Source organism: Nocardioides pacificus (genome assembly GCF_054775955.1).
Window position 1 is genome coordinate 1,483,445 of sequence record NZ_BAAHCI010000005.1, and the last position, 14,352, is coordinate 1,497,796.

At 72.4% G+C, this 14,352-nt stretch carries 13 protein-coding genes; 7 read left to right on the forward strand and 6 right to left on the reverse strand.

All coding sequences use genetic code 11. The annotated features are described in order from the left end of the window. Nucleotides 1–37: 37 nt before the first annotated feature. On the reverse strand, nt 38–1,342 hold the full coding sequence (locus ACYU7L_RS09740; RefSeq protein WP_460795558.1) for a hemolysin family protein: 1,305 nt from the start codon (nt 1,340–1,342) through the stop codon (nt 38–40). A gap of 77 nt (nt 1,343–1,419) precedes the next feature. Between ACYU7L_RS09740 and hrpA the strand changes: the two genes are divergently transcribed. Beyond that, nucleotides 1,420–5,238, forward strand: a complete 3,819-nt coding sequence (gene hrpA, locus ACYU7L_RS09745; protein WP_460795560.1) for an ATP-dependent RNA helicase HrpA — start codon at nt 1,420–1,422, stop codon at nt 5,236–5,238. Nucleotides 5,239–5,304: 66 nt separating this feature from the next. On the opposite strand, the gene ACYU7L_RS09750 is transcribed toward hrpA, so the two are convergent. Next, complete coding sequence (locus ACYU7L_RS09750; protein ID WP_460795566.1) at nt 5,305–5,766, reverse strand: Hsp20/alpha crystallin family protein; 462 nt, start codon at nt 5,764–5,766, stop codon at nt 5,305–5,307. Between the two features lie 132 nt (nt 5,767–5,898). Here ACYU7L_RS09750 and ACYU7L_RS09755 point away from each other — a divergent pair, with 132 nt between their 5' ends. The 5 genes from ACYU7L_RS09755 to ACYU7L_RS09775 all read left to right on the forward strand — a co-directional run bounded on the left by ACYU7L_RS09755 (nt 5,899) and on the right by ACYU7L_RS09775 (nt 9,837). Next, complete coding sequence (locus ACYU7L_RS09755) at nt 5,899–6,177, forward strand: MerR family transcriptional regulator (protein WP_460795569.1); 279 nt, start codon at nt 5,899–5,901, stop codon at nt 6,175–6,177. A 9-nt stretch (nt 6,178–6,186) separates the two neighbouring features. Then, entirely contained in the window at nt 6,187–6,780 is a 594-nt protein-coding gene (locus ACYU7L_RS09760; RefSeq protein WP_460795572.1) for a hypothetical protein, read from the forward strand. A gap of 219 nt (nt 6,781–6,999) precedes the next feature. Then, nucleotides 7,000–7,458 (forward strand): type II toxin-antitoxin system PemK/MazF family toxin, encoded by a 459-nt coding sequence (locus ACYU7L_RS09765; RefSeq protein WP_460795574.1) that lies wholly within the window; start codon nt 7,000–7,002, stop codon nt 7,456–7,458. 38 nt (nt 7,459–7,496) lie between these two features. Further along, complete coding sequence (locus ACYU7L_RS09770; protein ID WP_460795576.1) at nt 7,497–8,342, forward strand: aldo/keto reductase; 846 nt, start codon at nt 7,497–7,499, stop codon at nt 8,340–8,342. 19 nt (nt 8,343–8,361) lie between these two features. Beyond that, nucleotides 8,362–9,837 (forward strand): ABC transporter substrate-binding protein, encoded by a 1,476-nt coding sequence (locus tag ACYU7L_RS09775; RefSeq protein WP_460795578.1) that lies wholly within the window; start codon nt 8,362–8,364, stop codon nt 9,835–9,837. A 21-nt stretch (nt 9,838–9,858) separates the two neighbouring features. Here the strand turns inward: ACYU7L_RS09775 and ACYU7L_RS09780 are convergent, their stop codons facing one another. From ACYU7L_RS09780 to ACYU7L_RS09790, 3 genes are read right to left on the reverse strand one after another with little or no spacing between them, the layout of a single operon-like run. Further along, entirely contained in the window at nt 9,859–10,221 is a 363-nt protein-coding gene (locus ACYU7L_RS09780; RefSeq protein WP_460795581.1) for a DUF4440 domain-containing protein, read from the reverse strand. Continuing rightward, complete coding sequence (locus ACYU7L_RS09785) at nt 10,218–11,567, reverse strand: HRDC domain-containing protein (RefSeq protein ID WP_460795583.1); 1,350 nt, start codon at nt 11,565–11,567, stop codon at nt 10,218–10,220. The genes ACYU7L_RS09780 and ACYU7L_RS09785 overlap by 4 nt, the downstream gene beginning before the upstream one ends. A 5-nt stretch (nt 11,568–11,572) precedes the next feature. After that, complete coding sequence (locus ACYU7L_RS09790; RefSeq protein WP_460795586.1) at nt 11,573–12,223, reverse strand: DUF3000 domain-containing protein; 651 nt, start codon at nt 12,221–12,223, stop codon at nt 11,573–11,575. Between the two features lie 70 nt (nt 12,224–12,293). On the opposite strand from ACYU7L_RS09790, the gene hemE reads away from it, so the two are divergent. Next, nucleotides 12,294–13,358: a uroporphyrinogen decarboxylase gene (gene hemE / locus ACYU7L_RS09795; protein WP_460795590.1), complete on the forward strand. Its 1,065-nt coding sequence runs from the start codon at nt 12,294–12,296 to the stop codon at nt 13,356–13,358. On the opposite strand, the gene ACYU7L_RS09800 is transcribed toward hemE, so the two are convergent. Continuing rightward, nucleotides 13,318–14,295 carry a DUF4349 domain-containing protein gene (locus ACYU7L_RS09800; protein WP_460795593.1) on the reverse strand — a complete coding sequence of 326 codons (978 nt, stop codon included), beginning with the start codon at nt 14,293–14,295 and terminating at the stop codon, nt 13,318–13,320. The two genes, hemE and ACYU7L_RS09800, sit on opposite strands and share 41 nt — an antisense overlap. Nucleotides 14,296–14,352 lie beyond the last annotated feature (57 nt).

Below are 14,352 nucleotides of genomic sequence, written 5' to 3' on the forward strand. Positions count from 1 at the left end.
CTCGATGGTCGGGCGTCGGCTCAGGATTGTCCGACAATCACTCTCCCGGCAGGGTAACGCGGGAACGGTGCGGGTCCCCAAACCGCACCTCGATCCGGCTCACGTGGTGGCGCTCGACGCTCTCCACCACGAGCGTGGTGCCGTCGACCTCGACGCGGTCCCCGGGCTCTGCGAGCCTCCCCAGCCGGGCGACGACGAATCCCGAGGCCGTCTCGTAGGGGCCCTCCGGGAGGGCGAGCCCCGTCTGCTCCGCGAACTCCTCGAGCGTCAGCGTCGCGTCGACCACGGCGACCCCGTCGCGCAGCACCCGGGTGTCGGGTGCCGGTGCGTCGTACTCGTCGCGGATGTCGCCCACCAGCTCCTCGACGAGGTCCTCGAGGGTGACGATGCCGTCGGTCCCGCCGTACTCGTCGACGACGATCGCGATGTGCACCTCCTCGGCGCGCAGGCGACTCAGGGACGGGAGGACCCGATTGGTCCCGGGCAGTCGGACGATCGCGCGCGCCAGGTCGCCCACGGTGGCCTCCGGTGAGGCGTCCAGCAGGTCGCGGACGTGGAGGAACCCGCGGACGTCGTCGAAGTCCTCGCCGGTGACCGGGTAGCGCGAGTAGGGGCTCTCCCGGATGACCTCGATCGCCTCGGCCACACGGGCGTCCGCGGCGAGGAACGTGACGTCGCGGCGGGGGCGCATCACCTCCACGAGGCTGCGCTCACCTGCCTCGAAGACGTCCCCGAGGATGCGCCGCTCGTCGGCGGTGAGGTCCTCGTGGGAGCTGACCAGCTGGCGCAGCTCCTCCTGCGACATCCGCTCGGACCCGGCGTCCGGGTCACCTCCCAGGACGCGCACGACGGCGTCGGTCGAGACGGACAGGGCCCAGATCACCGGGCGCATCACGGTCGCCAGCCGGTCGACGGGTGGGCCGACCAGCAGCGCCATGCCCGCGGAGCGCTGCAGCGCCAGGCGCTTGGGGACCAGCTCGCCGAGCACGAGGGAGAGGTACGCGATCGCGAGCGTCAGCCCGACCAGCGCCACCGTGGGGGCGATCCCTTCGGGGACCCCGAGGGCCTCCAGCGTGGGCTCGAAGTCGGGGGCCAGCCGTGAGGCGCCGTACGCCGCGGAGAGGAAGCCCATGACCGTGACGCCGACCTGCACGGTGGCGAGGAAGCGATTGGGATCCCGGGCGACCCGCGCCACCCGTGCGCCGCGGGGGCCTTGGCCCTCGAGGTGGCGGATCTGGCCCTCGCGCAGGGAGATGAGGGCGATCTCGGTCCCGGCGAAGACGCCGCCCAGCAGCACGAAGCCGATCACCAGAAGGATGTTGAGCCAGGTGTCCTGGTCCATGCCTCCAACCTAGCCGGGGACCCTCGGCGCCGGCCTGGTTCGCCCCCTGACCGGGGCCCGGGCACAATTGCCGCGTTGTGCACATTCACTTTCCGCCCGAGCTCCCGGTCACCCAGCGCCGCGAGGACATCGCCGCGGCCATCCGTGACCACCAGGTCGTCATCGTCGCGGGCGAGACCGGCTCGGGGAAGACGACGCAGCTGCCCAAGATCTGCCTCGAGCTGGGCCGCGGGGACCGGGCCGCCGGCGGCAAGCTGATCGGCCACACCCAGCCGCGCCGGATCGCGGCGCGGTCGGTGGCGGAGCGGATCGCCAGCGAGCTCGGGACCGAGCTGGGCGACCTGGTCGGCTACCAGGTCCGGTTCACCGACCGGACCTCGCGCAGCAGCCGGGTCAAGCTGATGACCGACGGCATCCTGCTCGCCGAGCTGCAGCGCGACCGGATGCTCACGAAGTACGACACGATCATCATCGACGAGGCCCACGAGCGCAGCCTCAACATCGACTTCCTGCTCGGCTACCTCAAGCGGCTGCTGCCCAAGCGGCCCGACCTGAAGCTGATCATCACCTCGGCGACGATCGACCCCGAGCGCTTCGCCCAGCACTTCTGCGACCGTCGGGGCCGGCCCGCCCCGATCATCGAGGTATCGGGACGCACCTACCCCGTCGAGGTCCGCTACCGGCCGCTGATCGAGCTGCCCGAGGAGGACGAGGAGGGCGAGGCGGTCGTCCGCGACCAGACCGACGCCATCGTCGACGCGGTCAAGGAGCTCTCCGCCGAGGGGCCGGGCGACATCCTCGTCTTCCTGCCCGGCGAGCGGGAGATCCGCGACACCGCCGACGTGCTCAACGAGCTGACCGCCAAGTCCTCGGGCTCTCGAGGACAGGGCCTCGAGGTCGTGCCGCTCTACTCCCGACTCTCGGCCGCCGAGCAGCACCGGGTCTTCTCCCCGCACACGGCCGGGCGGCGCGTCGTACTCGCCACCAACGTCGCGGAGACCTCGCTGACCGTGCCGGGCATCCGGTACGTCGTGGACTCCGGCGTCGCGCGGATCAGCCGCTACTCCGCGCGCACCAAGGTCCAGCGGCTGCCGATCGAGCCGATCAGCCAGGCCTCGGCCAACCAGCGCTCCGGGCGCTGCGGACGGGTCGAGGCGGGCATCGCGATCCGCCTCTATGCCGAGGAGGACTTCGAGGGCCGGCCCGAGTTCACCGACCCCGAGATCCTGCGCACCAACCTCGCCAGCGTCATCCTGCAGATGGCCTCCCTCGGCCTCGGCGAGGTCGCCCGCTTCCCCTTCGTCGAGCCCCCCGACCGGCGCAACATCACCGCCGGCACCCAGCTGCTCGAGGAGCTGGGCGCGGTAGCGCCGATCGGGCAGGGGGCTGTCGGTGCAGCGGCCTCGGCCCCGGGCGTCCGGCTGACCCGCATCGGCAAGCGCCTCGCGCGGCTGCCCATCGACCCCCGCCTCGGCCGGATGATCCTCGAGGCCGAGCGGCTCGGCTGCGTGCGCGAGGTGCTGGTGATCGCCGCGGCGCTGTCCCTGCAGGACCCCCGTGAGCGGCCGGCCGAGCTCAAGGCCCAGGCCGACCAGCAGCACGCCCGGTTCAAGGCCGAGGACAGCGACTTCCTGACCTGGCTCAACCTGTGGCGCTACGTCAAGCAGCAGCAGCGCGAGCTCTCCTCCAGCGCGTTCCGGCGGATGTGCCGCAAGGAGTTCCTCAACTACCTGCGCGTGCGGGAGTGGCAGGACTTCGAGTCCCAGCTGCGCCAGGTCTGCAAGGAGATGGACATCGACATCGGCCACCCGGCCGACGTCCCCGACGCCGACGGCATCCACCAGGCGCTGCTGTCGGGGCTGCTCTCGCACATCGGGCTGCTCGAGGAGCGCGACACCAAGAAGAGCGCGGGCGAGCGCCGGCCGATGCGCGAGTACCTCGGCGCCCGCGGCGCCCGGTTCGCGATCTTCCCCGGCAGCGGCCTTGCCCGGAAGAGCCCGCAGTTCCTGATGGCCGGCGAGCTCGTCGAGACCAGCCGGCTGTGGGCGCGGCAGAACGCCGCGATCAAGCCCGAGTGGGCCGAGGCGCTCGGCAAGGACCTCGTCAAGCGCACCTACTCCGAGCCGCACTGGTCCAAGAAGCGCGCGGCGGTGATGGCTCAGGAGCGTGTGACGCTGTACGGCGTGCCGCTGGTCGCCGACCGGCCCGTCAACTACGGCCGGATCGACCGCGAGCTCAGCCGTGAGATCTTCATCCGCCACGCCCTGGTCTACGGGGATTGGAGCACGCGGCACCGCTTCTATGCCGAGAACCTGCGTCTGCTGGAGGAGGCGGCCGAGCTCGAGCACCGGGCCCGGCGCCGCGACATCGTCGTCGACGAGCACACGCTCTTCGACTTCTACGACGCCCGCGTCGGCCAGGACGTGGTCAGCGGCGCGCACTTCGACCAGTGGTGGAAGCGTGAGCGCCAGAAGCACCCCGACCTGCTCACCTTCGACCCGGAGATGCTCACCCACGACACGGCCGAGGAGATCCGGGCGACCGACTACCCGGAGTACTGGCACGCGGAGGGGCTGACCTTCCCGATCAGCTATCACTTCGAGCCGGGGGCGAAGGACGACGGCCTCACCATCGACGTCCCGGTCGCGACGCTCAACCAGGTGAGCGCCGCCGACTTCTCCTGGGTGGTGCCGGGGGTGCGCGAGGAGCTGGTCACGAGCCTGATCCGCAGCCTGCCCAAGCCGCTGCGGGTCAACTTCGTGCCCGCGCCCAACCACGCCCGCGACTTCCTGGCGAAGGTCCCGGCGGGGGAGGAGCCGCTGCTCGACTCCCTGGAGCGGCACTTCCGCTCCACCACCGGTGTCGTCGTGCCGCGCGAGGCGTGGGACTGGACGAAGGTCCCCGACCATCTCAAGCCGATCTTCCGCGTCGTCGACGACGCGGGGAAGGTCGTCGGCCGGGGCAAGGACCTCGAGGCGCTCAAGGCGCCGCTGCGGCCGACCTTCGATCGGGCGATGAAGGAGGTGGCCTCCGACTCGGGGATCTCGGTCTCGGGGCAGACCGGCTGGACCTTCGGCACCATCGAGTCGTCGTTCACCCAGAAGCGTGCGGGCCACGAGGTCCGCGGCTTCCCGGCGCTGGTCGACGAGGGCGACACCGTCGGGCTCGTGGTCATCGGCTCCGCCGAGGAGCAGGAGGCGCGCCACCGGCTCGGGGTGCGCCGCCTGCTCACGCTCGAGACCCGCTCGCCGGTCAAGGCCGTGCTCGACTCGCTCACCAACGCCGAGAAGCTGGCGCTGGCCGGCTCGCCGTACCCCACGGTGGCGGAGCTGCTCGAGGACTGCCGCAGCGCCGTCCTGGGGGCCGCGGTCGACGCACGTCCCGCGGTGCGCGACCAGGCGTCGTACGACGTGCTGCGGGCCGCCGCCGGTCAGGACCAGGAGGCGCACCTGCGCGCGGTCCTGCACGACGTGATCCGGGTGCTCGACGCGTGGCGGCGCGCCGACCGGTCGTTGAGCGGACGGGCGGACATCTACCAGCTGCCGGCGCTCTCGGACATGCAGGCGCAGCTGGCGCGGCTCGTCCACCGCGGCTTCGTGGGCGAGGCGGGTGGGTCACAGCTGCGCCACTACCCGCGCTACCTCCAGGCGCTGGAGCACCGCCGCGAGCGGCTCGACGGGCAGGTCTCCCGGGACCGGCAGCTGATGGACCAAATCGGGGAGCTGCAGGAGGCCTACCTGCACCGCCTCGCCGCCCTGCCCGAGGGGCGTCCGCCGGACGCCACGCTGCGCGGCGTGCGCTGGCTGCTCGAGGAGTACCGCGTCTCGCTGTGGGCCCAGCACCTCGGCACCGCAGTGCCGGTCAGCGACGCGAGGATCCGCAAGGCCCTGGGCTGAGCTCGAGACCGCATGACAGGGCCGCCCGGCCCACGTGCGTGACGGGGCGGGGCGGCCGTGAGGGGATCAGGACTCGACGGAACCCTGGATCGCCTCGTGCTTGTCGGACTCGCTGAGCTCGGACTCCTGGCCGGCCGGCGTGATCTGGATCTTGCGCGGCTTGGCCCGCTCGGCCACCGGAACCAACAGCCTGAGCACCCCGGCGTCGTAGGAGGCCTCGATCCGCTCCAGGTCGAGGTTGTCTCCCAAGACGAGCTGGCGGCTGAACGCCCCACGCGGGCGCTCGTTCGCGAGCATCTCCCAGTCGCCGTTGCGCCCCACGCGCTCGGCGCGGACGGTGAGCACGTTGCGCTCGACGTCGAGGTCGATGCTCTCGGGGGCCACCCCGGGCAGGTCGAACTCGATGACGAAGCGCTCGCCCTCGCGCCAGGCGTCCATCGGCATGACCGCCGGACGGTTGGTGGTGCCCAGCATCTGCTGGGCGAGTCGGTCGAGGTCTCGGAACGGATCGGCAGTGCGGAGCAACATGGCATCCTCCTTCTCTTCAGATCGCCGTGGATCTGTATCGGGTGTTACACCTTTTCTTATAGTCCCGAACTAGGCTGAGTTCAAGTCCCCCACCCAGTCCCCCTACCCAGTTGCCAGCCGAGGAGCCGTCAGATGCCCGAGGAGACCCGCGGAGTCTTCGCCATCTCCGTCGCGGCCGGCATGGTCTCGATGCAGATCCAGAACCTGCGCGTCTACGAGCGCCGTGGCCTCCTCGAGCCGGCGCGCACGGCCGGCGGCACCCGTCTCTACAGCCGCGCCGACATCGAGCGTCTGCACCGCATCCGCGACCTCCTCGCCGAAGGCCTCAACCTGGCCGGCATCGCGCGGGTGCTGGTGCTGGAGGAGGAGGTGCGCGGCCTGCGGGCGCGACTGGATGCGGACGGGGATTAGGCTGACCGGATGAACGAGCGCCGCCACCACAAGCCGATGGTGCCGGGTGCGGACTTCATCGAGGCCGTCACGGGGGGCGAGGACCCGGCCGCGCTGCGCGAGGCCGCGGAGCAGGCCGCGATCCTGCTGGTCCGCGGGGCCCGCCGCCAGGGCGACCTCGAGACCGCCGAGCGCGTGCTCCGGCTGGCTGAGGACGAGGGCCTGGAGACCCTGGCCGAGCTGTGGTCGGGGGCCTCCGCGGACTCGCTGGCGGGCAGCCTGTGGCGGCTGTACCTGCTGCGCAGCTGGGTGCACGCCGAGCCCGTGGGCGTCGCCCGGGAGTTCGAGGCCGGCCGGGTCCGGGCCCAGGTCGCGCGTGTGGTCGCCGGGGTCGCGGACCCGCCGAGCCCCGAGGGGCTCAAGCAGATGGTCGACGAGGTGCTGCGCGGCATCGCCACCGGCGACTTCGCCGACGTGCTGTTCCGGGCGGCGGCGTTCGCACGCGTCGTCGCCACCGGGCGGGCCGCGCTGGGGGCACCGCCGGTCTCGGCCGGCCGGATGCTGACGCTCGCCGAGCAGCTCGACGCGGCGGGCCACCTGGAGCTGGAGCACCGCCTCGCCTAGAGATGAGGTCCGAGTTCCGACGTCCGGTGGGGACGGAACACTTGGATGTGCCACCTGGCGACGTAGACTCTCCCTCGGTACGTCGGGCCGCGGCAGCCCCGGGTCCCAAAATAAGCCGCTACGAGCGGCCACGCGCCGTGAGGCGCTCCCGGTCCGGCGTACCACCACCTCTTCCGCGGGCTCTCCTGAGCGCTTTCGCGCGCCGCCTAGGCTCGCGACATGAGCTTTCTGAGTCGTGCCCTCTCCCAGGTCCTCGGGTCGCGCCCACCTGCGGCCGCCACCGCCACGGCCAACACCACCGGCGCCACCTATGCCCCCGAGGCCGACGGACACCCCGATCCCGGCGAGGTCGTCTGGGCCTGGGTGGCCTATGAGGACGACGCCGCGCAGGGCAAGGACCGTCCGGTGCTGATTGTCGCCGAGGACGGCGACGCGTGGCTGGGGCTCTACCTCACCAGCAAGGACCACGACCGCGACGCGGCGGACGAGGCCCGGTGGGGCAGGCACTGGATGGACGTCGGGACGGGCGGGTGGGACCGCCAGGGCCGGCCGAGCGAGGTGCGTCTCGACCGGCTGCTGCGCTTCGAGCGCGCCGACGTCCGCCGGGAGGGCGCCGCCCTCGGGCGCGCCACCTTCGACGCCGTCGTCGCCGAGGCGCGACGCTTCCACGCGCTGTGAGCGCCGAGTTGGCGACCCGGTCGATCGGGGACCGTCAGGTGAGCGCACTGGGCCTGGGGGCGATGCCGCTCTCGCGTCCCGGGCGCGACGGCTCGCTGCCCGACCGGGCCCGGGCGATCGCCACCGTGCACGCCGCCCTCGACGCGGGCGTCACGCTGATCGACACCGCCGACTGCTACGGACCCGACGGTCATCCGACCGATCAGGGTCTGGGGCACAACGAGGAGCTCGTCGCCGAGGCGCTGCGCGGCCGCACCGAGGACGTCTTGGTCGCGACCAAGGCCGGCATCCGGCGCGACGGTGCGGACTGGCCGGTCGACGGTCGGCCGGAGTGGATCCGCTCGGCGGTCGAGGGCTCGCTGCGGCGTCTGGCGACCGACAGCCTGGGGCTCTACCAGCACCATCGGCCCGATCCGCGGGTGCCCTATGCGGAGAGCATCGGCGCCTTCAAGGAGCTCCACGACGCCGGTCTGGTGCAGCGGGTCGGGCTCTCCAACGCCGACCCCGCCCAGATCCGGGAGGCGCAGGCGATCCTTGGGCCCGCCCTGGTGAGCGTGCAGAACCAGTTCAGCCCCGCCTTCCGCTCCAGCCTTCCGGAGCTCGAGCTCTGTGCCGAGCTGGGTCTGGCCTTCCTGCCGTGGAGTCCGCTCGGCGGCATGCAGGCCGCGGCCGAGCTCGGCTCGTCGTACGCCGGCTTCGGCGAGGTCGCCGCGCGACACGGCGTCAGCCCGCAGCAGGTCTGCCTGGCCTGGATGCTGGGTCTCGGCGACCACGTGGTGCCGATCCCCGGTGCGAGCCGCCCCGCATCGGTGACCGACTCGTTGCGTGCGCTTGGTCTCACCCTGGGCCCCGAGGACGTCGCGCTGCTCGATGACGCCGGGTGAGTCGATATCGTGTCGGTTCGTGGCCGCCGAGGACGGGGCCCAGGACATGAGGGGAGCACGCGTGACGTCGCGCCGTGAGGAGGGCCCGGGTGCGGGTCGGGGTCTGGCCGAGGGCAGGAGGCCCGTCAGGCGTGCGCTGTTCGCCGGTCTGGCGCTGACGCTGGCGGCCACCACCGCCGCGTGCACCCAGGAGGACGACGAGCCGGGCGCGGCCCCGAGCCCGTCGGCGAGCGCGGAGCCGACCCGCCTGACCTTCGGCGTCTATGGCCCCGACGAGGAGCTCACCGCCTTCACCGACGTGGTCGAGGCCTACAACTCCCTGGCCGACAACAGCACCGTCTCGCTGCGCACCTGGAGCGACCACGAGACCGCGGTGAGCGCGATGCGGAGCGAGGCGCAGGTCCCTGACGTGTTCTTCGCGACCCGCGACGACCTGGCGTGGCTGCGCGAGGAGGAGCTGAGCCAGCCCGTCGACGAGCTGCTCGACGAGCGCGGCGTGGACTTCGGCGACGTCTACTCCCGAGACGCCCTGCAGGCCTTCAGCGGCGACAACCGGCTGCAGTGCATGCCCTACGGCATCTCGCCGATGGTGATCTTCTACAACCGCGACCTCGTCGACTTCGACGTGATGCGCGAGCGCGGCCTCGACGCTCCCAGCTCGAACGCCTCCTGGTCCCTGGAGGAGTTCACCGCCGCCGCCGAGATGGCGACCCGCCCCCGACGGGGCACCCGTGGGCTGCACATCGAGCCCACCGTCACCGGGCTCGCGCCGTTCATCGTCTCGGGGAGCGGCAACGTCTTCAACGACGCGACCGACCCCACCTCGCTGGCCTTCTCCGACGAGTCGACCCAGGGGGCCCTGGAGCAGACCCTGCAGCTGCTGCGGACCCCCTACCTCACCCTGACCGACGCCCAGCTGAGCAAGGCGGACCCGGTGGAGTGGTTCAAGCGCGGACGGGTCGGGATGATCGCGGGCTATCGCTCGCTCGTCCCGGAGCTGCGCACGGTGCCCGGCCTGAACTTCGACGTGATGCCGATGCCGACCCTCGACGAGGAGGCCACCCTGGGCGACATCACCGCCCTGTGCATGTCCGCCGACGCCGCCGACTCCGGCGAGGCGGCCGACTTCATGACCTATGCGCTCTCCTCGATCGCGGTCGAGCGCGTGGTCCGGGCGGGATACCTGGTGCCTGCCAACCTCGAGGTCGCCGAGTCCGACGTCTTCCTGCAGCCGGGGCGGATGCCGGAGGGCTCCGCGGTGTTCAACCGTCGGGTCCGCGACATCACCATGCTGCCGGTCATCGACGACTGGGAGGCGCTGGAGGAGGCCGTCGCCGCGGACCTGCGCCAACTGGTCACGGTGCCCGTGCTCGAGCTGGGTGACCTGACCACGCAGATCGACGAGGCCTCGCAGCGGGTCCTCGACCCCGACTGGACCGAGGACGACGCGACCGGCGACGAGTCTGGCGACGAGTCTGGGGACCCCGAGGAGTAGGCGGTCAGCCCCGTGGAGCAGTCAGCGGGGCGTCTGCTGGTGGAAGACCAGCTTCCACCCGTCGTCGCGACGCACGTAGTGGCTGCTGATGAGCGCGGAGTACTCCGGTTCCCCCTCGCGCTGGGCCAGCACACCGTAGGCGACGATCCCGGTGTCGGGCGTCGGCTGGAAGACCCAGAGGTCCTGCATCTCGTAGGAGGCCCACGGCTGCCCCGACAGGGACGCGATGATCGCCTCCCTGTCGTCGAGCACGAGCCCACCGGGCAGCAGCATCACCACGGTGTGGTCCAGCACGCCGGCATAGAACTGGGCTGCCTCGCCCGAGGTGGCCGAGAGGGAGCGCCAGCCCTCCTCCTCGAGGTCGACCAGCTCGCTGCTGCTCATCCGTCCGCCTCGTCGGCGACTGCTTCGTCGGCCACGGGCTCGTCCACCGCCTCGGGATCCCCGGCGCCGGCGTCCGCGGCCAGGATCGACTCCACGAGCGGCGGCGTCACCAGCTCGATCTGCCACTGGCGTGCGCCGTACCCGGCGAGCTGCTCGGCGATGCCTGCCGCGAGCGGCTCGTCGTCGCGAGCCGGGGGCGGGCTCCACAGGACCCGGCGCAGGTGGTCGGGCGTGAGCAGGTTCTCGACGGGGAGCTCGAGTCCGCTGGCGAGCCCGGTCAGCATCTCGCGCGCGAGCTGCAGGCGGCGTGCCGCGACCGGGTCCTTCTCGGCCCAGGCGCGCGGCAGCGGGGGACCGTCGCTGCGCTGGGTGCGGCTCGGGAGGTCCGCCTCGAGCATCTCCTGCACCTCGCGCAGCGCCTCGACCCAGCGGGTGGAGTAGCGCTCGGCCCCACGGCCGTGGAAGCCGCGCGTGCCGAGGAGGGCGGCGCGGTCGCCCGGCAGCGCCTGCGCGGCGGCGATGATGGCCGCGTCGGGGATGATCCGGCCCGGGGTCACGTCGCGCTGCTCGGCGATCCGGTCGCGGGTCTCCCACAGGGCGCGTACGGCGCCGAGGGCGCGTCGGCCGCGCAGCTTGTGGGTGCCGGAGACCCGGCGCCACGGCTCGACGCGGACCGTCGGCTGGTGGCCGAGCAGGTGGTGGAACTCCTGTCGCGCCCACTCGGTCTTGCCGGCCTCCTCGAGCTGCTCGATCATCGCCTCGCGCAGCTCGAGCAGCACCTCGACGTCGAGGGCGGCGTACTCCAGCCACGGCTCCGGCAGCGGCCTGGTCGACCAGTCGACGGCCGAGTGCTCCTTGCGCATCCGGCGGCCGATGATCGTCTCGACGAGCGTGGCCAGGCCCACCCGGGGGTAGCCCAGCAGTCGGCCGGCAAGCTCGGTGTCGAAGAGAGTCGCCGGGCGCAGGCCGACCTCGGCCAGGCAGGCGAGGTCCTGGGTGGCCGCGTGCAGGATCCACTCGGTGTCGCCCAGCGCCTCCTGGAGGGGAGCGAGGTCGTCGAAGGCGATCGGGTCCACCAGAGCGGTGCCGGCGCCCTCGCGGCGCAGCTGGATCAGGTAGGCACGGGCGGAGTAGCGGTAGCCCGAGGCCCGCTCGGCGTCGATGGCGACCGGGCCGGTGCCGGCGGCGAAGTCCGCGCAGACGCGGGCCAGTCCCTCGGCGGTGTCGACCACCTCGGTCAGGCCGTCGCGCAGCTCGAGCAGAGGGGCGGGCTCCGGGGGCGTCTGCGCAGTGCCCTCGGGTGTCTCTGTGGTCTCGGGTGTCTCTGGGTTCTCGTGGTCAGGCATCGTCTTCAGTGTGCCGGACCGCGCTGTCCGCGTCTGCTCGGCATCACCGTCACGCCCTCGGGCACCGGTGGGAGGCCGGCGGCGGTGCACAGCAGCTCGCCCCACGCCTCGACGTGCGGCGCGATGTCCCAGCTCTCGCCAGGGATGTCGAGCCCCTGCCCATCGGTGACGGGAAGCGGGGTCCAGGAGGCGCGGATCTCGAGCTGGGCCGTGCCGTCCTCGTCGCCCATCCCGCCGAAGCTCTCGGTCGCGACCAGCGTGACCGTCCCGGAGGGGGCGGTGTACGTCGCCCCGTGCGCCTCGAGGGCCTCCACCAGCCACGACCATCCCACGGCGGCGAGCATCGGGTCGGTGATCATCTCGGGGTCGATCTCGGCGCGGACGTAGGCGACGCAGCGGAAGGTGCCGGCCCACGCGTCGTTGCCGGCAGGGTCGTGGAGGAGGATGATCCGCCCGGTCCCGATGTCGGTGTCGTCGACGGTGACGTCGGCCGAGAGTGCGGCGGCGAACGGCGCGATGCGCTGGGGCGCCGGCATCTCCTCGCAGAAGACCTCCGGGCGCAGGCGGGCAGCGCGCATCGCCTCCACCGCGTCCCGGAACTCGGGGGGTGTGATGCCCGCACCCGTTCCCGGGTACGTCTCCTGACGCACGACCATGCGTCCACACTAGGCCCGTTCGACCCTTGTCGATGTGCCAACACGCCGTCTGACCTGCGAGGATCAACCCGTGACGAGCGACTCCCTTCCCGGTCTCCCCGCCCTGCCCGACCACCTCGCGGACAGCGCCTTCCTGCGCGCGGCGCGCGGCGAGCCGGTCTCGCACACGCCGGTCTGGTTCATGCGCCAGGCCGGACGCTCGCTGCCGGAGTACCGCAAGCTGCGCGAGGGCGTCGGGATGCTCGAGTCCTGCATGGACCCGGCGCTCGTCACCGAGATCACCCTGCAGCCGGTGCGCCGCTACGGCGTGGACGCGGCGATCTTCTTCTCTGACATCGTGCTGCCGCTCAAGGCGGTCGGGGTCGACCTCGACATCGTGGCCGGCGTGGGCCCGGTCGTGGCCAAGCCCGTCGCGACGCTCGCCGACGTGGAGGCGATCCCCGACCTCAGCGCCGAGCACGTGCCCTTCATCACCGAGGCCGTGCGCTCCCTGGTCTCCGAGCTGGGCTCGACGCCGCTGATCGGCTTCGCCGGCGCGCCGTTCACCGTCGCGTCGTACCTCGTGGAGGGCGGGCCCTCCAAGGAGCACGCGAAGACCAAGGCGATGATGTTCGGCGCCCCCGAGGTGTGGGACGCGCTGATGCGCAAGATCGCCGCGATGGCGGCGACCTACCTCGAGGTGCAGGTGGCCGCCGGTGCCTCGGCCGTCCAGCTCTTCGACTCGTGGGCCGGTGCGCTCACGCCCGCCGACTACGCCACCCAGGTCATGCCGCACTCGGCGCGGGTGCTGGCCCACGCCGGCACCCTGGGTGTGCCGCGGATCCACTTCGGGGTGGGCACGACCAACCTGCTGACCCTGATGGGCGAGGCTGGGGCCGACGTCGTCGGCGTCGACTGGCGCACTCCGCTCGCGGACGCGATCCCGCTCGTCGGTGACCGCGGGGTGCAGGGCAACCTCGACCCGACGCTGGTCTTCGCGCCCGCCGACGTGATGACGGCGCGCGCCGCCGAGGTGATCGAGGCCGGACGAGCGGCCAAGGGGCACATCTTCAACCTGGGCCACGGGGTCATCCCGTCGACCGACCCCGACCAGCTCACTCGGCTGACGCAGTTCGTGCAGTCCTACCAGCTCTGATCCGGCGCACCGCGACCCACAGCGGAACCCCGAGCAGCAGCGCGACGGCGGCGAACGGGAGGACCGCGCCGAGGACGGTGGCGGCCACGACGGTCACCCGGGTCAGGCCGTCCCAGCCCGACGCGAGGCCCGACAGGAAGCCGTCGTCGTCCTCGTCGGCCCTCGGCTTCGCGTCCGCGGTGCGCTCGATGTGCACCTTGATCGTCGCCAGGGACGTCTGGTCCTCCAGCCACGCCTGCTGCCCGGTGAGCGAGTCGAGGTCGGCCTGACGCCGGGTGAGCTGGGCCTCGATGGCCATGATGTCGCGGATGCTCTCGGCCCGGGCGAGCAGCGTCTCGACCCGCTCGAGGCTGGCCCGCTGGGCCCGGATGCGGACCTCGTTGTCGATCACCTCGGTGGTGACGTCCTGACTCTTGCGGCTCGACTCCGACCAGGGGGCGAGGTCGGCGAGCTCGCCCAACGCGGCGTCGAAGTCCCCGCTCGGGATCCGCAGCACCAGGCGGGAGTTCTTCGCCTCGCCCTCGCTGTCCGAGCGGGTCTGGGAGTCGGCGAGGGTCCCGTCGTACTCGTCGACGAGCTTCTCCACCTCGAAGACCGCGTCGGCGACGTCGTCGGTGCGCAGCGAGACCACGCCGGTGGAGATGACCGCGGGGGCGCGGACGTCGGAGCCGCCGGCTCCGGCCTTCTCCCCGGCCGGCCCGTCCGCGCCCGCACTGTCCCGGGTGACCGCGGAGTCGAGGTCGGCGCCGTCCTCGAACGAGGTCAGCCCGCCCCGTCCGGCCGAAGCGCCTGCGGCCACCGACGAGTCGCTGTCGTCGGCACCGTCGCTGCCGGAGCAGCCCGCGACGCCCAGGGAGAGTGCGGTGACGAGCGCGCCGACGGCCAGGGCGTGGAGCGGACGAGGGCGGGAGACGGGGCGACCCGTTGCGTGGCTCATGAGCATCTGACGCGGTGCCTGCTGCGCGGGTTCCCGCGCCTGCTTCGTAGGATCGGG

Bases quoted from the DNA above. Each gene is read 5' to 3' on its own strand.
- ACYU7L_RS09740 (WP_460795558.1), bottom strand. From the start codon at position 1,342: ATGGACCAGGACACCTGGCTCAACATCCTTCTGGTGATCGGCTTCGTG.
- ACYU7L_RS09750 (WP_460795566.1), bottom strand. From the start codon at position 5,766: ATGTTGCTCCGCACTGCCGATCCGTTCCGAGACCTCGACCGACTCGCC.
- ACYU7L_RS09755 (WP_460795569.1), top strand. From the start codon at position 5,899: ATGCCCGAGGAGACCCGCGGAGTCTTCGCCATCTCCGTCGCGGCCGGC.
- ACYU7L_RS09760 (WP_460795572.1), top strand. From the start codon at position 6,187: ATGAACGAGCGCCGCCACCACAAGCCGATGGTGCCGGGTGCGGACTTC.
- ACYU7L_RS09765 (WP_460795574.1), top strand. From the start codon at position 7,000: ATGAGCTTTCTGAGTCGTGCCCTCTCCCAGGTCCTCGGGTCGCGCCCA.
- ACYU7L_RS09780 (WP_460795581.1), bottom strand. From the start codon at position 10,221: ATGAGCAGCAGCGAGCTGGTCGACCTCGAGGAGGAGGGCTGGCGCTCC.
- ACYU7L_RS09785 (WP_460795583.1), bottom strand. From the start codon at position 11,567: ATGCCTGACCACGAGAACCCAGAGACACCCGAGACCACAGAGACACCC.
- ACYU7L_RS09790 (WP_460795586.1), bottom strand. From the start codon at position 12,223: ATGGTCGTGCGTCAGGAGACGTACCCGGGAACGGGTGCGGGCATCACA.
- ACYU7L_RS09800 (WP_460795593.1), bottom strand. From the start codon at position 14,295: ATGAGCCACGCAACGGGTCGCCCCGTCTCCCGCCCTCGTCCGCTCCAC.